General features: G+C 37.8%; 22 protein-coding genes. 15 read left to right on the forward strand and 7 right to left on the reverse strand.

Going from position 1 to position 24,609, the window contains the following annotated elements; genetic code table 11:
• Positions 1-32: 32 nt before the first annotated feature.
• Positions 33-773: a peptidylprolyl isomerase gene (locus H5120_RS03485; RefSeq protein WP_138490388.1), complete on the reverse strand. Its 741-nt coding sequence runs from the start codon at positions 771-773 to the stop codon at positions 33-35.
• 250 nt (positions 774-1,023) lie between these two features.
• On the opposite strand from H5120_RS03485, the gene H5120_RS03490 reads away from it, so the two are divergent.
• Together H5120_RS03490 and ushA are read left to right on the forward strand one after the other, a co-directional pair.
• Complete coding sequence (locus tag H5120_RS03490; protein ID WP_024594581.1) at positions 1,024-1,209, forward strand: hypothetical protein; 186 nt, start codon at positions 1,024-1,026, stop codon at positions 1,207-1,209.
• 87 nt (positions 1,210-1,296) lie between these two features.
• Complete coding sequence (ushA, locus tag H5120_RS03495) at positions 1,297-2,928, forward strand: bifunctional UDP-sugar hydrolase/5'-nucleotidase UshA (RefSeq protein ID WP_182673605.1); 1,632 nt, start codon at positions 1,297-1,299, stop codon at positions 2,926-2,928.
• Between the two features lie 29 nt (positions 2,929-2,957).
• Here ushA and H5120_RS03500 read toward each other — a convergent pair whose 3' ends face one another.
• Positions 2,958-3,902 (reverse strand): hypothetical protein, encoded by a 945-nt coding sequence (locus tag H5120_RS03500; RefSeq protein WP_182673606.1) that lies wholly within the window; start codon positions 3,900-3,902, stop codon positions 2,958-2,960.
• Positions 3,895-4,761 (reverse strand): hypothetical protein, encoded by an 867-nt coding sequence (locus tag H5120_RS03505; protein WP_182671136.1) that lies wholly within the window; start codon positions 4,759-4,761, stop codon positions 3,895-3,897. Before H5120_RS03505 ends, H5120_RS03500 begins: the two co-directional genes overlap by 8 nt.
• A gap of 251 nt (positions 4,762-5,012) precedes the next feature.
• On the opposite strand from H5120_RS03505, the gene H5120_RS03510 reads away from it, so the two are divergent.
• The 3 genes from H5120_RS03510 (at position 5,013) to H5120_RS03520 (ending at position 12,549) form a co-directional block, all read left to right on the forward strand.
• Positions 5,013-5,867 carry a S1/P1 nuclease gene (locus tag H5120_RS03510; RefSeq protein ID WP_182671135.1) on the forward strand — a complete coding sequence of 285 codons (855 nt, stop codon included), beginning with the start codon at positions 5,013-5,015 and terminating at the stop codon, positions 5,865-5,867.
• A 43-nt stretch (positions 5,868-5,910) separates the two neighbouring features.
• Positions 5,911-9,093, forward strand: a complete 3,183-nt coding sequence (locus tag H5120_RS03515; protein ID WP_182673607.1) for a TonB-dependent receptor — start codon at positions 5,911-5,913, stop codon at positions 9,091-9,093.
• A gap of 336 nt (positions 9,094-9,429) precedes the next feature.
• Positions 9,430-12,549 carry a TonB-dependent receptor gene (locus H5120_RS03520; RefSeq protein ID WP_165742535.1) on the forward strand — a complete coding sequence of 1,040 codons (3,120 nt, stop codon included), beginning with the start codon at positions 9,430-9,432 and terminating at the stop codon, positions 12,547-12,549.
• A gap of 52 nt (positions 12,550-12,601) precedes the next feature.
• On the opposite strand, the gene H5120_RS03525 is transcribed toward H5120_RS03520, so the two are convergent.
• Positions 12,602-13,033, reverse strand: coding sequence for a MarR family winged helix-turn-helix transcriptional regulator (locus H5120_RS03525; protein WP_024591817.1), 432 nt, complete (start codon positions 13,031-13,033; stop codon positions 12,602-12,604).
• A 151-nt stretch (positions 13,034-13,184) separates the two neighbouring features.
• Between H5120_RS03525 and hmgA the strand changes: the two genes are divergently transcribed.
• Together hmgA and maiA are read left to right on the forward strand one after the other, a co-directional pair.
• Positions 13,185-14,486, forward strand: a complete 1,302-nt coding sequence (gene hmgA / locus H5120_RS03530; RefSeq protein WP_182673608.1) for a homogentisate 1,2-dioxygenase — start codon at positions 13,185-13,187, stop codon at positions 14,484-14,486.
• Between the two features lie 2 nt (positions 14,487-14,488).
• Entirely contained in the window at positions 14,489-15,118 is a 630-nt protein-coding gene (gene maiA / locus H5120_RS03535) for a maleylacetoacetate isomerase (protein ID WP_182673609.1), read from the forward strand.
• An 11-nt stretch (positions 15,119-15,129) separates the two neighbouring features.
• Here the strand turns inward: maiA and H5120_RS03540 are convergent, their stop codons facing one another.
• Positions 15,130-15,363, reverse strand: coding sequence for a TIGR02647 family protein (locus H5120_RS03540; RefSeq protein ID WP_007375551.1), 234 nt, complete (start codon positions 15,361-15,363; stop codon positions 15,130-15,132).
• A 126-nt stretch (positions 15,364-15,489) separates the two neighbouring features.
• On the opposite strand from H5120_RS03540, the gene H5120_RS03545 reads away from it, so the two are divergent.
• Together H5120_RS03545 and H5120_RS03550 are read left to right on the forward strand one after the other, a co-directional pair.
• Positions 15,490-15,792 carry a DUF1496 domain-containing protein gene (locus H5120_RS03545; RefSeq protein ID WP_002959040.1) on the forward strand — a complete coding sequence of 101 codons (303 nt, stop codon included), beginning with the start codon at positions 15,490-15,492 and terminating at the stop codon, positions 15,790-15,792.
• 54 nt (positions 15,793-15,846) lie between these two features.
• The gene (locus H5120_RS03550; protein WP_024591820.1) at positions 15,847-16,155 is read left to right on the forward strand and encodes a VF530 family DNA-binding protein; all 309 of its coding nucleotides are present in this window, start codon (positions 15,847-15,849) and stop codon (positions 16,153-16,155) included.
• A gap of 51 nt (positions 16,156-16,206) precedes the next feature.
• On the opposite strand, the gene H5120_RS03555 is transcribed toward H5120_RS03550, so the two are convergent.
• Positions 16,207-17,826, reverse strand: a complete 1,620-nt coding sequence (locus tag H5120_RS03555; RefSeq protein ID WP_165742538.1) for a diacylglycerol kinase family protein — start codon at positions 17,824-17,826, stop codon at positions 16,207-16,209.
• Between the two features lie 349 nt (positions 17,827-18,175).
• On the opposite strand from H5120_RS03555, the gene H5120_RS03560 reads away from it, so the two are divergent.
• The 6 genes from H5120_RS03560 (at position 18,176) to H5120_RS03585 (ending at position 23,839) form a co-directional block, all read left to right on the forward strand.
• The gene (locus H5120_RS03560; protein WP_182673610.1) at positions 18,176-18,700 is read left to right on the forward strand and encodes a sigma-70 family RNA polymerase sigma factor; all 525 of its coding nucleotides are present in this window, start codon (positions 18,176-18,178) and stop codon (positions 18,698-18,700) included.
• Complete coding sequence (locus H5120_RS03565; protein WP_182673611.1) at positions 18,697-19,380, forward strand: anti-sigma factor domain-containing protein; 684 nt, start codon at positions 18,697-18,699, stop codon at positions 19,378-19,380. The genes H5120_RS03560 and H5120_RS03565 overlap by 4 nt, the downstream gene beginning before the upstream one ends.
• Positions 19,381-19,537: 157 nt before the next feature.
• Positions 19,538-21,130 (forward strand): DUF4331 domain-containing protein, encoded by a 1,593-nt coding sequence (locus H5120_RS03570; RefSeq protein ID WP_182673612.1) that lies wholly within the window; start codon positions 19,538-19,540, stop codon positions 21,128-21,130.
• An 11-nt stretch (positions 21,131-21,141) separates the two neighbouring features.
• Positions 21,142-21,651 carry an Ig-like domain-containing protein gene (locus H5120_RS03575; protein ID WP_182673613.1) on the forward strand — a complete coding sequence of 170 codons (510 nt, stop codon included), beginning with the start codon at positions 21,142-21,144 and terminating at the stop codon, positions 21,649-21,651.
• A 53-nt stretch (positions 21,652-21,704) separates the two neighbouring features.
• Positions 21,705-22,730 (forward strand): hypothetical protein, encoded by a 1,026-nt coding sequence (locus H5120_RS03580; RefSeq protein ID WP_182673614.1) that lies wholly within the window; start codon positions 21,705-21,707, stop codon positions 22,728-22,730.
• Positions 22,727-23,839: a HupE/UreJ family protein gene (locus tag H5120_RS03585; protein ID WP_182673615.1), complete on the forward strand. Its 1,113-nt coding sequence runs from the start codon at positions 22,727-22,729 to the stop codon at positions 23,837-23,839. The genes H5120_RS03580 and H5120_RS03585 overlap by 4 nt, the downstream gene beginning before the upstream one ends.
• A 68-nt stretch (positions 23,840-23,907) precedes the next feature.
• Here H5120_RS03585 and H5120_RS03590 read toward each other — a convergent pair whose 3' ends face one another.
• Positions 23,908-24,531 (reverse strand): TetR/AcrR family transcriptional regulator, encoded by a 624-nt coding sequence (locus H5120_RS03590; RefSeq protein WP_182673616.1) that lies wholly within the window; start codon positions 24,529-24,531, stop codon positions 23,908-23,910.
• Positions 24,532-24,609: the final 78 nt, after the last annotated feature.

Raw genomic sequence — 24,609 nt, forward strand, 5'->3', positions numbered from 1 at the left:
GTTTAGGCCATCCACATTACCGTTAATTTTAATTATTTAGCACGTTTTAAACGAGGTACCGCAAGTAAAAAAGCACCTAAAAGCCAAATTAACCCGCCGCCAGAACTGCTACTAGAACCTGTTGATGTGTCAGAATCAATTAACGTATTTTCAGTGACAGTAAGGCCTGCTGCTGAATTAGGATCATCATCCATTACCGCCACATTTTGAATAGTCACTAAGTTAGCACTACTAATTGTTACATCTGTACTTGCACATTGCTCAGCAGTAATATCAACCACGGGTGTTTCACCACAGTGTACTAACGCTGCAATTTTATCTAACGTTGATTGGCTTGCTGCAGTAATTTGTCCAAACACAGTAAAGCCACCATTTTGCGTATCAAGTGCTGCACTATTGTCTGTAATATTAAAAAACCACTGACTTGTTGCGCTATTAGCATCACCCGATAATTTAGCCATCGCAATGGTGCCCTTAACATTAGAAAAAACGGGCTCATTTTCTACAGCAGGCTTTGTAGTAATCGCATCTAGCGAATCAGAAAATGTAAATCCACCACCTTGAATAACAAAGTTACTAACAGAGCGGTGAATTACTGTTTCGTTATATGAATCGTCTTGAACGTAACTTAAAAAATTTGCGACTGTTTTGGGGGTTTGTTGATCAAACAGGTTTATCTCTATGACACCTTGGCTCGTGTTCATTTCAACTATAGTAGCGGTGCTTGTAAAACTTGCTGCAGCAAGTGCTGAGCCAAGTAAAAGTTTTTTCATGTTTTATTCCTGTTGTTATATTTTTTAAATAATTAGTTAATGCGTTAACACATTAATGCCATCGGCGACTAAAATCGATTCTAAAGTGTGAGTTGATACAATTAAGACCGTGTTGATGACAAATTAATTACATATGCCATTATTTATATTCTTTTTTGCTATATAAATCTAACTATTTAAAATTAAATCATCTTAAAAGTGTGGTCACTTATTTGTTACCTTAAAAAAACACAAACAACAGGATCTAACAATGCCACACACTAAACAAACAATTTGCGACTTCGGTTTACACAAAGGTGAACCATACACAAAACTACCGGCGAGCTTTTTAACGTGGATGGTAGGTATAAACCATACTAAGCGGGAATATGCGGATGCAGAGTTAAAGCGTCGCGAAAGTGCCGCCACAAATCGATTAACTGTACCTTCTAAATAAAATGTCAATAAGTACGTTTTTTTAGCATAAAACTAGTTTAAACTACCCGCTTGATAAATTAAGTAGACCTTAATCCATAGGTATTTTATGCGTATAATTATTTTATTTTCGATTATTTTTAGTGTACTTGGATGTACATCTCCTGCTCCTGAATCAACCTCTAATAGTACTCCTACTGAATATTTAACTGTTCTTCATACTAATGATAATCACGGCCGTTTTTGGCAAAACGAAAAAGGCGAATACGGTATGGCCGCTCGCAAAACGTTAATTGACTCTTTACGTAATGACGCCCAAAAGCAAGGTCATGCCGTTTTACTTCTCTCTGGTGGTGACATTAATACCGGTATTCCTGAGTCAGATTTACAAAAAGCAGAACCTGACTTTAAAGGTATGTCGCTGATTGGTTATGATGCAATGGCATTAGGTAATCACGAATTCGATAACCCTATTGATGTATTGAAGCAACAGCAAAAATGGGTGAACTTTCCTTTTCTATCAGCCAATATATTTGAAAAAGAATCAGGCGAACATGCGTTTGATAGCTATAAAATATTCAAAAAAAATGGCTTAACTATTGCTGTTATTGGATTAACAACAACAGACACAGCTAAAATTGGTAATCCTCAGTATATTGGCCACTTAGAGTTTAAAGACCCTGTTGACGTTACCGCAAAACTTGCTAAAGAAATAAAAGCTAAGTACAACCCTGATATTACCATTGCGCTGACTCATATGGGTCATTATGTTGATGCTAGCTTTGGCATTAATGCACCAGGTGATGTAACACTTGCTCGCTCACTTCCTGCAAACACGCTTGATATGATCATTGGCGGTCACTCACAAGAACCTGTGTGTATGAATGATACAAATGTAAATGACGACAACTTTAAACCTGGCCTTGCCTGTAAGCCAGACCAGCAAAACGGTACTTACATTATGCAAGCCCATGAATGGGGTAAGTATGTTGGTAAAGCTGAGTTTAAGCTTGAAAACGGAAAATTAACGTTACTAGACTACAAACTCATGCCTGTTAATTTGTATGTAGATAAAGTTCAAGCTGATGGCTCTACTAAAGCAGTATTAGCAAACGAGTACATTAAACCAGACCCTAAACTTGAATCTTATTTAGCGGTATACCAAGCTAAAGGCGCTAAACAAATTGAAGGTACCATTGGTGAAGTAGATGCTCGCTTAGAAGGTGACAGAAACAAAGTTCGTTACCAACAAACAAACCTTGCACGTGTAATTATTCAAGCTCAAATGGATGTAGTAAATGCAGACTTTGGATTAATAAGTGGCGGTGGTATTCGCAGCTCAATAGAGGCTGGTAAAGTAAGCTATAAAGATATTTTAAAAGTACATCCTTTTAAAAACCGCATTACTTATATGGATTGGCAAGGCAGTGATTTATGGGATTACTTAAATACAGTAACGAGCTTCCCACCGGATGCTGGTGCTTATTTGCAATACCATAAAATATCGTTTGAGCGTAAAAATAATCAGTTGGTTAATGTTTTGATCAATGGCGAACCGCTTAATAAAAATAAAACATACAGAATGAGTCTAAATAGCTATAACGCATCAGGCGGTGATGGTTATCCTGCACTTACAAATAAAAAAGGCTTTGTAAGTACAGACGAAACAGATGCTAAAGCACTTCAAGACTTTATATCAAAAAATAGCCCTCTCAAAGCGGCTGAATTTACCCCTAAATAACCTCTAAGAATAAGAGGAAAGTAATCTAGTTACTTTCCTCTTATTTCAATATTACCTTTTTTAATATTTGCCAGCCCATAACTATGCAAACGAGAACGAGAGCCTTCCCCATAGGCTTTAGGTGGGTAATATAACTCTTTTTCTTCAGGACACTCACTAAGTACTTCATCTAACGCCGCACGTATCTCACTCAAGGTTTTTTCTAGGCTATTATTAAAATTAGGCCTTTTTCTAACCGTATGACCAAGTTCGACCAACCTATAAAAATACTTGTTAGCGAGCTCTAGAAGCTCCTCTGGTACATCTTTATTATGACTAAGCGCTACATCATCATTATTTGTACAATACTCTACAAGTGCTAAATAAAAGCATAATGGCTTATTGGCTAAACCCACTTTTTGCTCTGCATTACAACTACTTGATAGTGTTTTATCGTTAAGATCAACTATAAGTATCAGCGGCGTAGGCTCTGTAATTGACTGATGCTGTGCATTATTAAACTGCTTATTACTTTGTTTAATAAACGCAAACTTTACCCAAAAACTAATCAACACACTTAATACTAAAAATATAAAATAGTAAATAAGATGGCTCACTGTAAAGTGGGTTTGCTGAACGTTAAATACAACTAATACAGGTCCGTTATTAGTGCTCAAACTACGTGTTATTTGGTGTAAGTTTACAGGTGCTAGTATTTCGCCTTTTGGTGCAATAGCAACAACTTTAAGATCGTTCGAATTAATGTAGCTGTTTAAGGTTTTAATGTAGCTATTAACCGCATCTTTATTCCCTGAATGCTTTAGCAGCTCATTTGATAAATCAAGTAATGGTAAGTCGAGTGCTATTTGCCTTTCTATCTGCGTTATTTTTTGTTTAGTCACTTGCTGGCTTTTTTGAATTACAGAAATATAAAACACAGAAGATAAAGTTAAAAATAAGCATAGTAAAACAAGTAGTTGTTTATATTTACTCATCACTAACTTCCTCTTTTAAGTTTACTGAGCTAGTACCGCAACTCCAAAACGATTGTGCATTTTGATAATAATGCAAACTTTGATCTTTAGACATATCAAGCAAATTTGCCTGTACTGCACATAATAAATCAGTATTGTTTTGCTGCATTTTTAAATACCATCTTGTTCCAGTAATATTATTACTCAAAGGCGTAATATAGTTTTTTGAAAAACGTTTTTCGTCACTCTCTTTCCAAAACGAAGCAATAATATCTACTTTTCCGTCGGCGAGTAAATCGCGTAATTCGTTATGAGAACTAGCATAAGTGATTTTCAAATTAGCTAAATTTATATCCAGTTCTTTAAACATTTGCTTTGGTAAAATATGCCCTGATCGGCTGGTAGGATAATCAAGCAAACCTATGCGTTTATCTAAAAAATATTGTTTAGTGACTCGAGGTTTTTCTTTAGAAGATATAAAAAAAGCCGTGTAGTCAGAAAAACCAACAACGGGCTGGTAGTTATATGTCGACTCTGCTTTAAAGGCTGCCATAATATTGTTTTTAGCCAAAATTAAGTCAGCAATTCCTTTACCCACAAACTCAAAGCTGTCTGCCGTTCTATACCCCCAATACCCTTTTACAGAGCCATATTGCTTAGCTACTACGTTATCAGAGCATAACTTTTGTGTTAATAATTTGGCTATTTTTTTTGATTGTGTAAAAACAATTAATTGGCCTTTGTTACTTGTAGCAGTTGTTTGACACTCTGTTGAGGTTTCGATCATAACCGGAAAATGTAAATCATCATTGTATACACTAACTTGACCGCAAACCCACGTAACGACCAATAATAGAAACAAAAATGTAACAATTAACATTTTGTGCAACACAATATTTTTATAATCCAAAGCAATGCCACCCAAAAATAGACGATATAGTGTATTTGAACAATTTCGCTTACCTATTACAACAAGTAATTTTACCTGTTAAATGTAAGAGACTGATTTTAAAAGCAATTTAATAAGAAACTATGAATTTTAATAAGTCCTTCCTATCAACATTAAAAATGAGGACAATTGACCGCATTAGCTTATAGCAACCCCATGAAATATTCATTTAGGAAGTTTTAATGCATAACAATATAAAGTACTCGATATCTTCTGCGCTTTTGATTAGTGCGATATTCACAAGCACTAACTCACACGCTTGGGGTCAAAATGGCCACCGTATTGTAGGGCAGATTGCACAATCTCATATAAGCGAAACAACTAAAGCAGCAATTAAACCTTATTTAGATGGTGAGTCACTTGCGCAAATATCAACGTGGCCTGATGAAATGCGCTCTGCTCCTGGCGACTTTTGGCAAAAGCAATCATCTCGTTGGCATTATATTAATGCAGCACCAGGAAAATCTTTCAGCTTCAATCACGATCACACTAAAAACAAAGAATCTGTAAGTAATATCCTAGAAGGCATTCACTATTCCATGCAAACACTCACTGATAAAAATAGCACCTTAGATGCTAAGCAGTTCAGTTTGCGTTTTTTAGTGCATTTAGTAGGCGATAGCCATCAGCCATTTCATGCCGGTCGAGGTGAAGACAGAGGTGGTAACCGTATTAAGGTTTCATTTTTTAACGAAGAAACAAATCTTCACAGCCTTTGGGATACAAAGTTAGTTGAGAACGAGAACTTGTCGTTTACTGAATACGCTCAATTTATTGATACAAATAACAGCGAGTTAATTGCTGAGTATTTACAAAGCTCACCTAAAACTTGGGTTGAAGAATCACACAATTTAGCAACAAAAATTTATAAGTACACCAACGACGAAGTTGGGTACAGCTACATTTATAACAACACTCCAATTGTTAAAACACGCCTACAACAAGCGGGTATTCGACTAGCTGGACTATTGAACGCCTTATTTGACCCTTCTGCAAAAGAGTTAGAAACGGCACTAAAAATGACGACTGACAAATAAACAGTATTAAATTTATATAACCTACACACGGGAAATCAACATTATGACTAAGCTTCGCCTTTCGAAATTAACTGGAGCGGTAATTTTAGCTCTAGGTGTTTCTACAAGCGCAATGGCTGCTGATACTTCATCTGCAATGCGTGGTAAAATTACAACGCCTTCAGGTGGCAGTGCTGCAAACGTTAAAATTAAAGTAGTTCACCAACCAACGGGAACTATTAGCGAGCTAACTACAAACGAAAGTGGTACGTTTATCGCTAATGGCTTACGTGTAGGTGGTCCTTACATGGTTATCATCGATTCTGATAAGTTTAATGATACAACTGTTGAAAATATCTATCTAAATCTGGGTGAAACATACCGCTTAAGTTCGCAGCTTGCTCCGCTAAACATCGAAAAAATTGAAGTGTCTGGTTATAAGATTGTTCAGCAATCTGGTGGCTCAAGCAGCTCATTTGGTTCTGATACTATTGAAAATATGCCAAGCTTTAACCGCGACATTAAAGATATTGCGCGCTTAAACCCACTTGCCAGTATTAATGGTAATGGCGAGCTAACGTTTGCAGGTAGTAACCCTCGTACCAACGGTTTAACAGTTGACGGTATTGGTCAAAATGATGACTTTGGCTTGAACTTTGGTGGCTACCCGACTTCTCAGCCTCCTGTAGCACTTGATGCTATTGAACAAGTTTCTGTTGATGTATCTCCTTTCTCAGCTTCTAAAGGTAACTTTGGTGGCGGTACTATTAACGCAGTAACAAAGTCTGGTACAAATGAGTTTAAGTTCTCTGGCTTTTATGAGGTCTCTACTCCTGAGATAGCTGGCGATGTCGATAATATTGTACAAGAAGACGATCTTGATGAGCTAGGTCATAAAACTTATTCTACAAATAAAGTAGAGCCGATTAAAACTGAAGAAAGATTTGGTTTTAACGTTGGTGGCGCAATTGTTAAAGACGAACTGTTTTATTTCGTTAACTATTCAGAATGGTCAAGCGAATTAGATCTTGATTACGGCTTTGACGGCTCTGGTGCAGCCAACGAATTTAATACTTCTGAAGCTAACTATAACCGTTTCATCTCTATTTTAAATAATGAATATGGCTTAACTGATTCATTAGCAGGTGCGCCAGAAGATACAAATAAAAACCTGTTAGTTAAGCTAAGCTGGAACGCAAGTGATGACCATCGTTTAGATTTTACTTACCAATGGCAAGACGATCAAGATGAGCGTAACACTAGCACCGGTGGCAATAATATTGTACTAACATCGAACACCTACGCCTACGTAACGAAGTTCAATAACTTTTCAACAAAGCTTTACTCTGATTGGACTGAAGATTTTTCTACTGAAATTGGTGTGTCGTATAAAGATGTTACCTCTGATAGCGCAACTCGCTCAAATCTAGGTAGTATTTCAGTTGATGAAGATGGTCGAAATGGCCCTTCTTACAACTTTGGTACAGATCAATATCGTCATGCTAACCGCTCTGAAACGCAAAATTTAACTTTTACACTCGATGCTACCTATTTAATGGATGAGCATGAAATAAACTTTGGTGCTCAATATGAGTCACTTCGTTTATATAACTTATTTGCTGAAAACTCTCTTGGCACGTGGAAGTTTGATAGCTTAGAAAATTTTGAAAACCGTGAAATTGGTTCTTATGATTTCTCTTATCAGAATGCTTACACTAATGATTCAGCTGATACAGCATATGATGTAAGACGTAACCAACTAGCACTCTACATTGAAGACACTTTTTATGTAGGTGACGATTTAGAAGTTACAGCAGGTGTTCGTTATGAACGTTTATCATCAGATGATAAACCAACTCTAAATGAAAATTTTGCGAATACGTATGGCTTTACTAACCAAGAAAATCTAGATGGTCTAGACATTATACTTCCTCGCGTTGGCTTTAAATACTACGTAACAGAAGCCCTTACTATTAACGGTGGTATTGGTCGCTTCCAAGGTGGTATTCCAAATGTTTGGTATAACAACTCATTCCAAAGCGATGGTATTACATTAGTATCTGCTCCTAACGATGTAATTAACGACTACTATGCAAATAACACTGCCGATATTACTCAGGTGCCTGATGAAATTAAAAACTCATTAGAACAAGGTGCTGGTAGCGTTGCTTATATCGACCCTGATTTTAAATTGCCTTCAAGCATCCGCACCCAAATAGGTTTTGAATATGAGTTTGATTCTGAACTATTAGGTGATGGCTTTAAATGGCAAGCAGAGATTGCTTATCATAAAAAAGAGAATGAGGCGGTATGGCATAATACATCTATTAACCCAATCGGTATTGCAGCTGATGGTGAACGCGTCATAAATGAAACTATTTATAGTGGCTCTTTAGCTGATAACGCTGACATAGAAATGACGAATTCATCTGATGATGGACGTTCAATTATTATTTCAACAGGTATTGCTAAACAGTGGGATAATGGCCTGTTTGTATCGGCAAGCTATGCTCACCAGGATGTTACCGAGTCATCAGCCGGTTCAGCTTCTCAAGCGGAAGGTAACTACAAGCATAATATTACAGTAAATCGTAATGAAGATATTGCAGCACGTGGTTTTTACGAAGTTGAGCATAGCTTTAAAATCAACTTAGCATATAACACAGAGTTTTTTGAAGGGTATGCGACTAAGTTTAACGTGTATTTTGAACGTCGTTCAGGTCGTCCATTTAGTTATACAATGAACATGTATAAAGACAGTGATTTGGGTGATACGAGTAGTTTCTTCAGTAATGGTGCTTACTTACCATATATACCTACAGGTGCTGATGATCCAAATGTAAACTGGGATGAATCAGGTATGACTTGGGCTGAGTTAGAACCATTACTAGAGCGTGCTGGTATATCTCAGCGTGGTGGTATTTTAGGTAAAAATACAGCAACTCAACCTTGGGTTACTACGATGGACGTTAGCATTAAGCAAGAAATACCAGGCTTTGCTGAAGGTCACACTGGTGAGGTTTATCTAATGATTGATAATTTCGCAAACCTTCTAAACAGCGACTGGGGTGTAGAAAAACGCTTAGGTTACTCTAACCAAACTATTTATGACTTTGGTGGCCTTGATGACCAAGGCAGATATAAAATAGACAACAGCTTTGGCGGTGCAGATGTGCGTAATTACTCACAAATCAATTCATCGTCATCAGCTTGGCAGGCTAAAGTTGGTATTAGCTACAAGTTTTAAGCCTTAATAGGTAAGTAATAACACATTAAGTTAATTGTTAACAAAACCCATTGCAAATTTGTAATGGGTTTTTTGTTTTTCACACCCCAATTTCACATGTTTGTCATAAAGCCCACGTAATATATACCCCGATATAGAGTTATTGCTCAAAAAAACACTCAAATAGACAAAAATAGTACTATTTATTAAAAATATATTGCAGTTGTATTTTATTTGTAACGAATAAATAAGGTACACTAGTAACGGATTTTGAATAAATGAACTTTAACTGTTTATTTTGAAAAATTTTAAAATAAAAATATAAAAATTTAATTAATAACTACACGGGAAAATTAAATGAAAACTCAATTACGCAAAACAGCTCTTTCACTTGCTATTGCAGCATGTGTTGGTGTAAGTGGCGCTGCAATGGCTAACGAAACGACCTCTGCAATTAAAGGTCAAGTAATGGGGCCTAACGGCAACCCAGCAGCCGGCACTAAAGTAACAATTTTACACGTACCTTCTGGATCAGTAAAAACAACTGAAGTAAATGACGCTGGTTATTTTACAGCTAAAGGCCTGCGAGTTGGCGGTCCTTATAAAGTAATTGTTGATTCAGATGTATATGCAGACCAAGAATTCAATAACATTATTCTTAATATTGGTAACGATTATCCAGTAAACGTTTCTCTTGAGTCACAATCAAGCATGGAACAAATCGTAGTTTCTGGCGCGCCAATTAGCTCTATGTCTGGCGGTACTGGTCCGGCGTCTACTTTCACACTTACAGATCTAGAGAATCAGCCTGCTATTAACCGTGATTTAAAAGATATCATTCGTGTTGATCCACGAGTAGCAATAGATGATAGCCGCGGCACTATTAACTGTGGTGGCGGTAATCCAAAATTTAATAGTTTAACGCTAGACGGCGTTCGTATGAACGATAACTTCGGCTTAAGCTCAAATGGTTACCCTACTATTCGCGCACCTTTTTCTTTTGATTCAATTGAGCAAGTAGCTGTAGAACTTGCACCATTTGATGTTCAGTACGGTGGATTTACAGCGTGTAACATCAATGCTGTAACTAAATCTGGCGGCAACGAAATTCATGGTGGCGTGTTTTTCGATTACACAAATGATTCAATGAAAGGTGATAAAATTGAAGGCGAAGACGTTGATAACGGTAGTTATAATGAAAAACGCTACGGTTTTAATGTTGGCTTACCTCTAATTAAAGATTCATTATTTTTATATACTTCATATGAAAAGCTAGAAGGGGTAGCACAATTCAATTATGACCCTTTAGGTTCAAGTGTTTCTGAAAGCGACTTAGCTCGTATCCAACAAATTTCACAAAATGTGTATGGTTATGATGCAGGTACCACTCCTTCGAGTGCACCTGTAGAAGATGAAAAAATATTAATTAAATTAGATTGGAACATTAACGATTCTCACCGTGCTAACTTAGTTTATAACTATAATGACGGCTTTACATTATCTCAATCAGATACTGGTTCAACTCGCCTATCGTTAGATAGTCACTTTTATGAGCAAGGTGCAGAATTTACTTCAATCATCGGTTCAATATACTCAGACTGGAATGACGATTTTTCAACTGAAGTTCGTTTAGGTAAATCGGAACTAGATGCACGTGTTGAATCACTTGATGCTGCAAGCAGCTTTGGTGAATTCCAAGTAAACACATCGGATGGAGGTCGAGTATATTTAGGTCCAGATGATTCTCGTCAATCAAACGATTTAAATTACGATACAACTACATTTAAACTTGCTGGTACTTACTACCTTGACCAGCACACGATAACAGCTGGTTACGAGTATGAAGAGCTAGAAGTATTTAACCAATTCGTTCAACACACGCAAGGTGAATGGAGTTTTGCAAGTATTGATGATTACGAAGCAGGAATTGCAAGTGCAATTTTCTACAATAATGCCGCAGGTACGAATAATGCTGCAGATGCCGGCGCTAGCTTCTCATATGCTCAACATACTTTTTATATTCAAGATGAATATAGCTTCTCAGACATTGATGCATCACTAACGTTTGGTCTTCGTTACGACAGTTACACTAGCGATGACAAGCCTACTTTAAATGAAAACTATACTGCACGTTATGGTTTCAGTAACCAATCAACATTTGATGGTGTGGATTTAGTTCAACCACGTATTGGCTTTGAATGGTATGCAACTGATGCACTTGAAGTTCGCGCAGGTTTGGGCTTATTTTCAGGTGGTAATCCGAATGTGTGGTTATCTAACTCATATTCAAACGACGGCATCACAAATATTAGCGCAAATCAGTTTGGATCTATTGATTTATTTGCTACACCAAATGTGAATGGTGGAAAACCAGGTTTTGATGTACCACAATCACAGTTTGATAAAGTAGCTAACACAGTAATTGGTTCTGGAGATAGCTTTACGAACGCCGTAGCTTCTGATTTTGAAATCCCATCGGAATGGAAATATTCAGTAGGGGCTACTTATACAACAGAAGACGAATATGTAATCTCATTAGATTATCTCTACACCAAAAAGCGTGATGCAGCAACGTTAATGGACCAAGCCCTTACTGACAGTGGTACTACTACTTTTGATGGTCGTCCAATTTTAACCTCTATTGAAGGACGTGACGGTGATTTACTTTTAACAAATGTTAATGGTGACAGTGGTGAAACTTCAATTATCTCTGCAGCTGTAAGCAAAGCATTCGATAACGGTATTAAAGTACAACTATCATATGCTTATACAGATGCTGATGATGTTAACCCAATGACAAGTTCAACAGCGAGCTCTAACTACGGTAACTTGGCAACGTCTAACCCGTTAGATCCTGGTGTATCTTCATCAGATTATGAAATACCTCATCGCTTTACATTAAACCTTGCTTACACACATGAATTTATCGATGGATATAGCACTCGCTTTAATTTATTTGGTGAAGCATACAAAGGCTTGCCTTACAGCTTCACATTTAATGGTAACGATGAAGATACATTTGGTGATTTTAATTCAAATGATTCTCGCCAACTACTTTATGTACCGTTAGTAAACGATCCTAACGTTGTTTATAACATGTCAGCAGATGAGATTAATGAATTTAATGAGTTCATTGCATCTGAAGGATTAAAACGTGGTGAAATTTCAGGTCGTAACGCGCAAAACTCTGATTGGTTTGTTAAGTTTAACTTTAAGCTAACTCAAGAAGTACCTGGGTTCATGGATGGCCATAAAGGTGAAGCATTCTTCGTAATCGATAACTTAACTAATATGTTAAACGATGATTGGGGTGTACTGAAAAAAGGTCCTTTCGTTGGTGCTCGTATGATTTCAACAGATATTGATGACCAAGGCCGTTACGTTTATTCAAACTTTAACGGGAATAACGCAAGCACCACAACTCAACGTGATGCATCTCTTTGGGAAATGCGTGTAGGTGTTCGTTACACTTTCTAATTTAGAACTGTAGCCTAAAACATCTTTTAAAAGCCCACTTTGGTGGGCTTTTTTATGCCTTTAATTTGTTATTTAACTTTTCAAAAATACCCACTAACACTTCGTATTCTTCGTTGGTTAAAGTATTCAGTAATTGTTTTTCCCAATTCAGTGCATCGGGTGCTATTTGCTCATATAAGTTTTGCCCTGCTTTGCTCAGTACAAGTAAGGCCGCGCGTTTATCTTGTGCATTTAACTCACTTTTCACTAAACCTTTATCTATTAAAACTTTTACCGCACGCGACACTGTCGACTTGTCCATATTTGCTTGCGTGCATAAATCCTTTGCGTTGCTCTGACCATATTGCGCTAAATTAGCAAGTATTCGCCACTGCGGAATATTTAAACCGTATTTAGTTTGATAAACCTCGGCAAAGTCATTACTTACACGTGTTGCTACATTCGTTAATTGATAAGGTAAAAAAGTTGCTAAATCAATTTTCATTTTTAGTTATCCCAGCTTTATAAGGCTTACTTTAGTGTTCATTAATATTTACACGGATGCGTAGTTGCACATTTGATATTAGTCTCACTTGAGAGTATCTTAACTGAAATAAAAATAATATTAAACCAACCCCCTCTCACAGGAGTCAGTAATGGCGACACAATTAAGTTATATGACCGGTTTTGGTAATGAATTTGAAACACAAGCGCTACCCGGTGCACTGCCAATAGGACAATTTAGCCCACAAAAAGTTAAATATGATTTATACACAGAGCAATTTAGTTCGACTGCATTTACGGCTCCTCGCGCTTCAAATCGTCGCACTTGGTTTTACCGCCTTCGTCCGTCTGTAGTGCAAGGTGATTACCAAGCAATTGATAACGGCCTAATAAGAACAGCCCCAATCACTGAAGCCGTAACACCACCAACAATGCTACGTTGGAATCCTATTGATATGCCTTCACAGCCTACTGATTTTATTGATGGGTTAGTAACGATGGCTGCTAATGGCAGTGCTAATGGGCAATCTGGTATTGGCATTCATGTATATGTCGCTAATCAGTCAATGCAAGGGCGTTACTTTTGCAATGCCGATGGCGAAATGTTGTTTGTCCCTCAGCAAGGTGAGTTATTAATTCACACCGAGTGCGGTAAGTTAAGCATTAAACCAGGTGAAATTGCTGTAGTTCCCAGAGGAATTAAGTTCTCTGTTGATTTAATTGATAATACAGCCCGTGGTTATATTTGTGAAAATTATGGCCATGCGTTAGAGCTTGCAGAGCGAGGACCTGTTGGTGCAAACGGTTATGCCAACGACAGAGACTTTCAATACCCTGTAGCGGCCTTTGAAGATAAAGAAGGTGACTTTGAGCTTGTTTCTAAATTTAACGGTAATTTATTTAGCTGTGAAATTAAGCACTCTCCTTTTGATGTGGTTGCATGGACGGGTAATAGTGCGCCCTATAAATACGACTTATCGCGTTTTAATGTAATGAATACAGTGAGCTTTGATCACCCCGACCCATCTATATTCACTGTACTAACCTCTCCTTCTGCTACTGAGGGTATGGCAAATGTCGATTTTGTGATATTTCCACCGCGTTGGATTGTAGCCGAAAATACATTTCGCCCGCCGTATTATCACCGCAATATTATGAGTGAATTTATGGGCTTGATTGAAGGTGTGTATGATGCAAAAGAGCATGGTTTTGTACCTGGTGGCGCAAGTTTGCACAATTGTATGTCGCCACATGGACCTGAAGCCGACGTATTTGAAAAAGCCTCAAACGCTGAGCTTACACCACAAAAATATGAAAACACATTGGCCTTTATGTTTGAGTCGCGCTATATAATTTCACCGACAAAATATGCATTAGAAGGTAAAGAGCGCCAACCAAATTACACCGATTGCTGGCGCACAATTAAAAAACAATTTACAGGTTCACAGGATTAATTATGAAATTATACAGCTACTTTCGCTCATCAGCGGCTTATAGAGTGCGTATAGCGCTTAACTTAAAAGCAATCGATCATGAACTTGCTATTGTTAACCTTTTAAAATCGGAGCAGCTTGGGAAAGAATACTTAGCGACTAATCCGCAAGGCTTACTACCGGCACTTGAAACCAATGATGGTGTTTTAGCACAATCGCTTGCAATACTTGAGTGGCTAGATGAAACTTATCCGCAATCGCCATTAATTACAGGGACTGCGTGGCAAAAGTCGCAAATAAGAAACTTAAGCTTTGCCATTGCTTGCGATATTCATCCTGTTAATAATTTACGCGTGCTGAAGTATTTATCAAACGAATTAGGTGTTGATGACGAGGCTAAAAATAAATGGTATCGACATTGGATAGAAATGGGTTTTGAAAAAATAGAACTGATGCTAAACGAAAATAATGGCTACTGCTTTGGTGACCAACCAACACTTGCTGACATTTGTTTAGTGCCGCAAGTATTTAATGCAATTCGTTTTAACGTAGATATGAGCGCTTATCCAAAAATTGCAGCCATTTACGAACATTGTAATAAATTAGCTGCATTTAATGACGCTGCACCGCAAAATCAACCCGATGCAAATTAAGCTAATTTAGATTAACTTTGTAGCGCGCTATGAATAACCGTAACGTGCTCAATTAAATCTAAGCCCAGATCAGTTAAATATCCGCCATCTGGGCTATCTATAATCCCTTTTTCAAATAAACGTTGCGCTGCGCTAAGTAAGCTTGGCTCTGCGTCTGAATGTAATTTAATACCCTGCATTTTACTGTCGCGAGGAAACTTTGCTAATAGTGTGAATTCTTCGATCATTGTTTGATTAAATTGCATTGTGTGCACCTTTTTATTGTTCTGTGAATAACTAAGTTTATACTTAAAATCACTTTGTGTACTTTACACTAGCACGTTTTTTAGCTTAATGTATTATTTTTAACCCTCCCTATTTAAAGGCCTTTAATGCGTAACTTTTTAATACTATGTTTTTGTTTTAGCAGCTTATCGTATTCAATACTTAGTGAAGCAACAACGCTAAAAACCCATTCAATTATTGATGCAAACCAGTTTGTAAATGAAGAAGCTAACTGTTGGTACGACAACAAACGCTATAGCGAAGGCGCATTAATACAAGTTCATTCTTTTACACTTTTGTGTGGTGCTAAAACACCCCAACACAGTAACAGCCAACTCATTTGGCTTAAAATAGATAAGCAAGGTAATGCTATTTACCCAACAGCTCCTAAAACAATCACTGTGAATTAGCGCTAAAAGCTGATTTAAGCTACAATGCATGCAGTTTAAATAAGTAGTATGGCTATGAATAATCAACCTAAAAACCCTCTACATGGGGTAACATTAGAACAAATACTTGTTGAGTTAGAACAACGACTTGGCTGGAGAACACTTGGCGAGCAAGTAAAAATTAAATGTTTTACTGATCAACCCAGCATTAAATCGAGTTTAAAGTTTTTGCGTAAAACGCCTTGGGCTCGCGATAAAGTGGAAGCACTTTATATTCACACTATAAATAATAAGCCTATTCGTAGACCAAAAAGTGCACCAAGAGAAACATCTTCTCAAGCGCCGGATACAACAGGGTTTGTTTGGCCATCAATTAAAAAGTGATGTAAAAAAAGGAGCTAATTTAGCTCCTTTTTTGATTATAACTTGCGCGATTTATTGCTCTTTGCAAATCACATTTAATGAAGCCGGCTCAATAGTAATAACCAGTTTTTGAGCGGTTTTAACTTCACCATCTAGTACGTACTTAAGCTCTCCTTCGCCTGTAACCTCTACTCTTTTGGCATTTGTATGGTGAGAGTTTATAGCTAAATGTGTTTGCGTTAAGCTACTAAACATCAGCTCTGCAATACTTAGTACTGTGGTTGAATCTTCATTATTTGGTGTTAACCAATTTATATCGAGTAGCCCGTCACTATGATCAGGTTGCCCGCCACCTTGAGCCAATAACGTTGTAAAAGGCGCAGCATTGGCTACAATAAAACTATTAGTACATATTTCTTTTGGCTCATTATCATCGAGTTTTACTTTAAGTAACTGCGATTTTTGCTCGCCAAACGCTTCAAAAAAACCATTTAAATAGGCAAGTTGCCCCGACTTATTTTTCGACTCTCTATCTGCTTTTTCTATCATTGATTGCTCAAAACCAATACCCGCGAGCAGTAGTACTAATTCATTATTACAATAAGCAGTATCTATTATGCTTGTTTGACCATCTATAATTAAGTCACAAGCCTGTTCAACAGGAATAAATTTAGAGGTAATACCCATCAATACATGCGCAAGGGCGTTTGCAGTCCCCATAGGGATGATGCCTAGTTTACATTGTGTATTTACAAGTACGCTTGCAACTTCGGCCACCGTACCATCTCCCCCGCATGCGATAATAATATCCGGATTTTGCGCAATTTCCTGTTTAGCCAGCTCAATACCGTTAACTTCTTTTGTAGTAGTGAGTACTTTCAGATCGTAATAATCCGATAGCCGCGCAACAATTAAGTGCTCTTTTTCTTCCCATAATCGTGTACCAGATACAGGGTTTGCAATTAAAACGGCTTTGTTTTTAATCAGTAATTCGCCTTTTTTATGTCGCTTAGCTAAATGGCGAAGTTGATGCTTATTTAAATTTGCGGTTTCGCGGGTTTCTTTTATTTGTGCAAGTACTTCATGCACATCTGCATTTTTGTTTTGGCTCAGTAAATAAGCCGCCATGACAAAAACAGAGCGCCCACGCCCTAAAGCACAATGAACGACTACGCGATGGTCTTCTTTAATATGGTGATGAATCCAATTAATAGCCTGATTTAACTGAGAATGGGTAGGAATACTATGATCGAGCACCGGAATGTTTAAATAATTAATATTCTCTTGTGTTGAACTCCACTCGAGCCCGTCGAATTCACACGTAACATCTAAAATCGCCGTAATCCCGTTATCTTTTAATGTGTCTATATCTGAGGGAAATAATCGGCAAGCTAAAAATAGGTTTTCGTTTATTTGTTGAATGGGCGGCACTTTATCGCGCTTACGTGACCAGGCATTATAAATTTGCACACCGAATAAAAATGGCACAAACGCCCACCGTATATAAAATGGGATCACCCCATTTTCACGCTTTCTAAATATTTTTGCTGTATTAAAAATATACGCGGTACTCACTAATAAAAGTGACAGCGCAGTCCAATAAAAAACAATAGCAAAATAAACAGAGTTCACTTCCCAACCAATAAAAATAAGCAGTAGTGCTAATAGTGAATAACTAATTGCAGCCCACATAGTCTCTCCTTTGTGAAAATAATGCCGATTTATAATCTTAATTTAAACGGCTTTAAGTAGTCTTTTGCAAATATCACGCCATATAAATGCCATTTAAAATTCAAACGAGAACAGTAGGTCATTGATATCTATAGTAATTAATAAACTAAAATCCACTACAGACCGCTCTTTGTGCATTTTTTACAAACATGTGAATAAATTATACTTACACGTCTAAATTTCAAACACTGATCGGTTATTGCTTGTACTTACGTATAAAGCAGCTAATCTAAAAGGCAATTAAATTTTTTTGCATCCAAATCACACCCTCAACCGTTTACTCAATGATAATAAGAAAAACAGGACCCCTATGGATAATGATGATTTACTCCCTCTTTTGTGCGCAACAGCACAAGGAGACAAAAATGCTTTCTCAAGTTTATATCAACAAACTAGCGGCAAACTGTTTGCTATTAGCTTAAATATGCTCACTAACAGAGCTTATGCGGAAGAGGCACTACAAGACGCTTTTATAAAAATTTGGCATAACGCATCTGAATATAACGCCTCTAAAGGCACCGTTATTAGTTGGATGATAAGTATAGTCAGATACAGAAGTCTTGACTTACTTCGCTATCACAAAGTACGAAAAGAGCAGTCGTTAGGCGATGACGAATATGAAAATGAAAGTATCGACGTTAATTACGATGAAGAAACGAAACTGGTCAATTGTATCGAACAGCTTGAGCCGCAACAAAAACAAGCTATTCACTTAGCTTATTATAAGGGGCTGAGTCATAGCGAGTTAGTGGATCATATAGAAACGCCATTAGGTACAGTTAAAAGCTGGATCAGGCGTGGGCTTATGCAGCTACAAAGGTGTTTAACATTATGAATTATAATAAACCCGAACTATTAGACGCGCTTGCTGGTCAGTACGTGCTTGGCACACTTAGAGGGCTTGCCCGAAAGCGTTTTCAGCGTCTGTTACTTAACTCAAATCAAGCACGTGAAGCAACAAATATGTGGGAGCAAAACCTAAACAACTTAGCGAGTGCTATTACACCGCAAACGCCACGTGACGATGTATGGGTAAATATACTACAGCGTATTGAGAACAGACCACAAACAAGTAAAACAGTCATACATACCAAGCCTTCAATTTGGCGTACATGGTCTTTTGTGGCAACTGCCGCATGCATTGTTTTAGCCTTTTTGGTTATTCAGCCTAGTACCAATGTTATGCAAACTCAGCAAATTGCTTTGGTTCAAAATCAAGATAAACAATCATTGTGGTTTATTGATGTAAGCGAGCAAGGGCTCTCAATTAAAGCTAGCAGCCAATTGGTTGCTCAAACTAATAAAGATTATGAGCTGTGGATGATTTTAAAAGGTCAAGATGCACCTATTTCATTGGGTTTACTGCCCAAGCAAGGCAGTAAAATATTATTTAAAGATAACCGCTTCAACGCAAGTGATATCGCATTGTTAGCAGTGAGCTTAGAGCCTATTGGTGGCTCACCAAATGGCTCTCCCACTGAAGTGCTTTACACCACAGAGCTGGTACTTTTATAACCCGACTTTCATGACTAAAGTTGGCTGTTTACTTAAAGCAGCCAACCTACTCTCTAACTTTTTTAACAAAAAATAAAATAATTTAACTTTTTTGCATCCAATTTAAATCTCGCCCCGTTATTAGCTATGACTTCAATCAAAACTAAAGGACAAAGTCATGAAAGCTTTAACTCCATCAATACTCGCAGTAGTAATATGTAGTACGTTTGTAAGTGCACCAAGTGAAGCATCTAGCCACAGAGAAGCGCCAAATATAAGCCGTTTCCCGACTTTAGATTCTACCGATTTTTATGTATTTAATAGTTACGAGCAAGGTCGTGATGATTACGTCACATTAATTGCTAATTACATCCCGCTGCAAGATGCCTACGGCGGTCCTAATTACTTTGCAATGGACCCAGATGCTACCTACAGCATTCATATAGATAACGACGGCGATGCTGTTGAAGATATTACATTTGCGTTTAACTTTAAAAGCATGCTTCCTAATGATAACCAAGGTGTGCAATTAACTGTTGGACCTGAAGGTAATCAACGCACCGTGTCTGTACCGCTTAAAAATGTAGGCGGTGTATCTGCCGGAGATAACAGCGCTGCAAATTTTAGCGAATCATACACAGTAAGCATGATAAGCGGCGCGCAGCGTACTGGCGAAACAACGGTATTAAATAACACTGCATCAAGCTCCAGCACATTTTCTAAACCGCTTGATTATGTGGGTAATAAAACATTTGGTTCAATGAGCGATTATCAAACTTATGCTGACCAATTTGTGTATCAGGTTTCAATTCCTAACTGTGAAAGCATGGCACAAGTTTTTGTAGGGCAACGTAAAGACCCATTTGTAGTTAACCTAGGTAAAACATTTGATTTAGTAAACTATGTACCTGTAGAGGGTGATAGCGCCCCAGGTGCTGGTGACGGCGGTGGTTTTCCTGGTGGCATAACACAATCAGCTGATAACGACGACCTTGCAGATAAAAACGTAACATCAATCGCTATCGAAATACCTAAAAGCTGTATTGTTGGTGAAGGTAATGGCGTAATAGGTTCGTGGACAACAGCAAGCCTACCTCAAGCTCGCGTATTAAATCCTAATGCTAAATTTGCTAATAATGGTGTTAATGGTGGTGCTTTAACACAAGTTTCACGCTTGGGTAGCCCGCTTGTAAACGAGCTTGTAATTGGCATTAAAGACAAGGACACATTCTCCACTGCTCACCCTAAAGATGATGCACAATTTTTAGATTATGTATCTCACCCAGCACTACCAGAGTTATTAAACATTTTGTTTAAAGATGCTGTTAATACGACCCTTGGCGCAAACTTAGAAACACTGGCACCCACAAACTTCCCGCGTACTGATTTAATCACTGCATTTTTAACAGGTTTTGCAGGCGTTAATCAGCAAGCAACTGTAACACCTTCAGAAATGCTGCGTTTAAATACAGGCATTGCAGCAACAGCGCAAGCTGATCAATCTGCATTTGGTGTAGCGGGTAATGATTTAGCCGGCTTCCCAAATGGTCGTCGCCCGGGTGATGATGTGGTTGATATTGCACTTCGTGTTGTGATGGGTCGTTTATGTCATCCGATTCCTGTAAATGGTGAAGACACTGATTTAGGACTTTGTGCACCAGAGGATGCTAATACAGGCACAGTGCCATTTACAGACGGCGCACCTATTGATGCAACAATGATGGACTCAACATTCCCATACCTTGCAACACCACTTGCTGGCTCTAAATAAGGAGTAAAATAATGCGTAATTTAAAAACTAGCCATATTTGTGTTCTCCTCAGTGCATTAACATTGGGAGCATGTAGTAGCGATGATGATAAAAAACAGCCTACACCGGTTGTAAACACAGCGCCTACCGCAAGTGATGCAATGCTAACTACACAAACTGAGGTAAGCATTACCGATATGCTTAGCGCAACCGACAATGATGGCGATTCGCTTACTTATTCGTTAACAAGTGAGCCAACTCTTGGAACTGTTACCGTTAATAGCGACGGTAACTTTACCTATACACCAAATAAAGAAGTGACAGGTTCAGATAGTTTTATGTTTGGTGTAAGTGATGGCGTTAATTCGCAAGTAACTGCAACAGTAAACATTACAATTGACGCACTACAAGTCGACTTTGCTCAATTTGCAACCGATGCATTTAATCAAGCGCCAAATGCAGAGCCGTTAACTGTTAACGGTCGGGTGTTTACAAACACAGATACCGATGTTGATGGATTAATTTCAACAAACGGTAACTAACCAAGTAATTAAGCTGACAGGCCATGGATGGCTTTTTTCAAAGGATATTTATAATGCATTTATCAATTTTTAAGTCCGTCGCATTTATAACTTTATGCCTAACGACCTTTGCATTAAGCGCTGCGCCTTTTACCCCAAAAGATGATGCAGTTATTGCTAACAGTAATTCAACGCTTAGTGCTTCTCTGTCTGTTGAGGAGATAAATACATTAGTCACTAACAGCCAATATGTAGGCCAAACAGAGCGTTTACAGGGGCTACTTAAAACCCGTTTAGCCCAGCTATATGAACAAACACCCTCATCTCAAATTGGTTACTTATATGCTCGCGTTTTACAAAAAGAGCACCTTTTCAACGAAGCTATTGATATTGCTAACAACGTTTTGATTAAAGAGCCACAGCATAGTAATAGCCATTTATTGCTAGCCAATATATTTATGACTCAAGGTAAGTTTGCACAAGCAAAAAAACACTGCGTCGCTTTAATTGGGCAAGTAAGTACTATTACTGCTAGCACCTGTGTACTTGATGTTCAAAGCCAACATGAAAGCGTTTTAGACAGCTACCAAGCATTAGTAAAAATTATAAATAATAATCAAACTAGCCTAGCTACAAACCATGTTTTAAGTGAAATGAGCTATCGTTTAAATAACTACAAACAAGCATTGTCTCACTTACAAAGTGTAGATTTAGTTCAAGCCCCTGTGAGCCTAATTGTTTTATGGGCCGATATTCAAATTGCTCTAAACCAACCACAACAAGTATTAAATACATTAAGCGTACTGCTTCCTGATAAAGGTAATTTAGAGGACGCTATTTTGCTAAGACTTTCAATCGCAGAAAAAAAACTGAATAAACGCGATAAAAAATGGCAAAATACAATAGCGCAAAGAGTTACGCTACGAGAGCTTCGTAAAGATTCTTTTCATGCAAGTGACTTAGCTAAATATTACCTTGATGTACAACCAAATCGCGAAAAAGCACTTTACTGGGCTCATATTAATTGGCAGCAGGCTAAAATGAGCACCGATGAGCAATTACTTATTCAAGCAAAAGCGATGCAACGAGATACACTATGAAAACGCCTTATCTATTTATACTCACTTTAATGCTGTGCATTTTTTCAACTTACAGCTTTGCCCATCAACTAAGTACAAGTTATATAACCTTAAATAGCGAAAACAATAACGACACCAGCAAAAATCTATACACGGGTACTTGGCAAATAAATATTGCCGACTTAGAGCACGCAGTGCCTCTGGATTTAGATAAAAACGGCCAAATTTCGTGGACAGAAATAAAAGCAAAACGCAGCTCAATTAATAACTTCATTAAAGAAAATTTAAATATCACGCAAAGCGCGCAAATATGCCCTTTAAAAAGTGAAGGTATCTATCAGCTAGATAACCATTTTAACCAACCTTATTTAGTGATTCCGCTGCAGTTTAGCTGTGATGACAATGAAGCAATCACCCTTTCCTACTCCGCTTTTTTTAAAACTGATGCTAACCATAAATCCATCGTAAATATTAACGGTGTATCTCGTGTATTTAATATCAATGAGGCACAACAAACGTTCAGCTTTGAACAAACAAGTTATTTAAGTACCTTTAATCAATACGTTTACCAAGGTGTTTTACATATTTGGATTGGTATTGATCATATTTTATTTTTAATCGCTTTGTTACTTACCTGTGTTTTAAAACGCAGCGATAAAGCATGGCAAGGTATTAGCTCTAAAAAACACATTATTAAACACACAGCATGGATAGTAACCGCGTTTACGCTTGCGCATTCTATTACGCTTACCGCCACCGCTATGAACCTTGTATCACCAAATAGTCGCTGGGTAGAGCTTGGAATTGCTATATCTGTTTTATTTGCAGCATTAAATAATGTGTGGCCGTTGGTACTTCGTTTAGGTTGGCTTACTTTTGCTTTTGGTTTACTACATGGTATGGGATTTGCGAGCGTACTTGGCGAACTTGGCCTGTCGAGCGACTATCAACTGCTCAGTATTTTGGCGTTTAATTTAGGCGTCGAAATCGGTCAACTTAGTATACTACTGATAGCCTTACCAATACTCATTTATGTACGACACTACACTTGGTATAAAAAATGGTTAATGCCAATGGGCTCCGTTGCTATCGCAATTGTTGCACTTCAGTGGTCAATCGAGCGTTTTTAAATAGTATAAATAAAAAAGCTAGCCAAAATATTGGCTAGCTTACTTTTGGTTATTTATTTTTAGCGTTACTACGCTTTATCAAATGGCATCAGTAATGTTTTCATCGCAGGGCGAAGTGCTATGAGTACCGTTTCTTCGGTTAGCTCAGGGTAGAGTAACTTTCTAAGTAATAACCCTGCCATCATCGAAAAAATAACATTAATTCGGCTTTCAAGTTCACGCTCATCAATGTCTTTGAGCGCACTTCGCTCGCTTGTTAAAAGCTGCCTCATGCGCCCTCTTGCTTGAATATCGGTTTCACGCAAAAGAGTAGCGACTTTAATATTACGACCCGCTTCTGCCATCATATCTAAATCGATAACACACGAGCCTGTATCCATGTGTCTTTGCACGCCAATATTTAAGCCATCTAAAAGAGCCGCCAAAACATCACCAGGGTGATCTTCAAACTTTTGAAAGATAGAGAACATTTCTTCCATGTCTTTTTCAATAATGCTTTCTATAATAGCTTCTTTGCTTTCAAAGTAATTATAAATATGGCCTGCACTCATCCCTGCCGTTTTAGATATTTCTGCCATACCTGCACCGTGGTAACCTTTACGGCGAAAACACTCTGCAGCAGCTGTTAAAATTTGCTCACGCCTAGCAAGTGCTATCGCGGGATCTGTTTGCCTTTTTGCTTTAGGCTTCATGTTCAACTCCACTACCAAGTCATAAACTCAGTAAAGCAAGAGCTATAAATAGTCTCGCTATATAAATATGTAATGCGG

Source organism: Pseudoalteromonas sp. SR43-2 (genome assembly GCF_014163885.1).
In the GTDB taxonomy this organism is placed as follows: domain Bacteria; phylum Pseudomonadota; class Gammaproteobacteria; order Enterobacterales; family Alteromonadaceae; genus Pseudoalteromonas; species Pseudoalteromonas distincta.

Bases quoted from the DNA above. Each gene is read 5' to 3' on its own strand.
- H5120_RS03485 (WP_138490388.1), bottom strand. From the start codon at position 773: ATGAAAAAACTTTTACTTGGCTCAGCACTTGCTGCAGCAAGTTTTACA.
- H5120_RS03490 (WP_024594581.1), top strand. From the start codon at position 1,024: ATGCCACACACTAAACAAACAATTTGCGACTTCGGTTTACACAAAGGT.
- ushA (WP_182673605.1), top strand. From the start codon at position 1,297: ATGCGTATAATTATTTTATTTTCGATTATTTTTAGTGTACTTGGATGT.
- H5120_RS03500 (WP_182673606.1), bottom strand. From the start codon at position 3,902: ATGAGTAAATATAAACAACTACTTGTTTTACTATGCTTATTTTTAACT.
- H5120_RS03505 (WP_182671136.1), bottom strand. From the start codon at position 4,761: ATGTTAATTGTTACATTTTTGTTTCTATTATTGGTCGTTACGTGGGTT.
- H5120_RS03510 (WP_182671135.1), top strand. From the start codon at position 5,013: ATGCATAACAATATAAAGTACTCGATATCTTCTGCGCTTTTGATTAGT.
- H5120_RS03515 (WP_182673607.1), top strand. From the start codon at position 5,911: ATGACTAAGCTTCGCCTTTCGAAATTAACTGGAGCGGTAATTTTAGCT.
- H5120_RS03520 (WP_165742535.1), top strand. From the start codon at position 9,430: ATGAAAACTCAATTACGCAAAACAGCTCTTTCACTTGCTATTGCAGCA.
- H5120_RS03525 (WP_024591817.1), bottom strand. From the start codon at position 13,033: ATGAAAATTGATTTAGCAACTTTTTTACCTTATCAATTAACGAATGTA.
- hmgA (WP_182673608.1), top strand. From the start codon at position 13,185: ATGGCGACACAATTAAGTTATATGACCGGTTTTGGTAATGAATTTGAA.
- maiA (WP_182673609.1), top strand. From the start codon at position 14,489: ATGAAATTATACAGCTACTTTCGCTCATCAGCGGCTTATAGAGTGCGT.
- H5120_RS03540 (WP_007375551.1), bottom strand. From the start codon at position 15,363: ATGCAATTTAATCAAACAATGATCGAAGAATTCACACTATTAGCAAAG.
- H5120_RS03545 (WP_002959040.1), top strand. From the start codon at position 15,490: ATGCGTAACTTTTTAATACTATGTTTTTGTTTTAGCAGCTTATCGTAT.
- H5120_RS03550 (WP_024591820.1), top strand. From the start codon at position 15,847: ATGAATAATCAACCTAAAAACCCTCTACATGGGGTAACATTAGAACAA.
- H5120_RS03555 (WP_165742538.1), bottom strand. From the start codon at position 17,826: ATGTGGGCTGCAATTAGTTATTCACTATTAGCACTACTGCTTATTTTT.
- H5120_RS03560 (WP_182673610.1), top strand. From the start codon at position 18,176: ATGGATAATGATGATTTACTCCCTCTTTTGTGCGCAACAGCACAAGGA.
- H5120_RS03565 (WP_182673611.1), top strand. From the start codon at position 18,697: ATGAATTATAATAAACCCGAACTATTAGACGCGCTTGCTGGTCAGTAC.
- H5120_RS03570 (WP_182673612.1), top strand. From the start codon at position 19,538: ATGAAAGCTTTAACTCCATCAATACTCGCAGTAGTAATATGTAGTACG.
- H5120_RS03575 (WP_182673613.1), top strand. From the start codon at position 21,142: ATGCGTAATTTAAAAACTAGCCATATTTGTGTTCTCCTCAGTGCATTA.
- H5120_RS03580 (WP_182673614.1), top strand. From the start codon at position 21,705: ATGCATTTATCAATTTTTAAGTCCGTCGCATTTATAACTTTATGCCTA.
- H5120_RS03585 (WP_182673615.1), top strand. From the start codon at position 22,727: ATGAAAACGCCTTATCTATTTATACTCACTTTAATGCTGTGCATTTTT.
- H5120_RS03590 (WP_182673616.1), bottom strand. From the start codon at position 24,531: ATGAAGCCTAAAGCAAAAAGGCAAACAGATCCCGCGATAGCACTTGCT.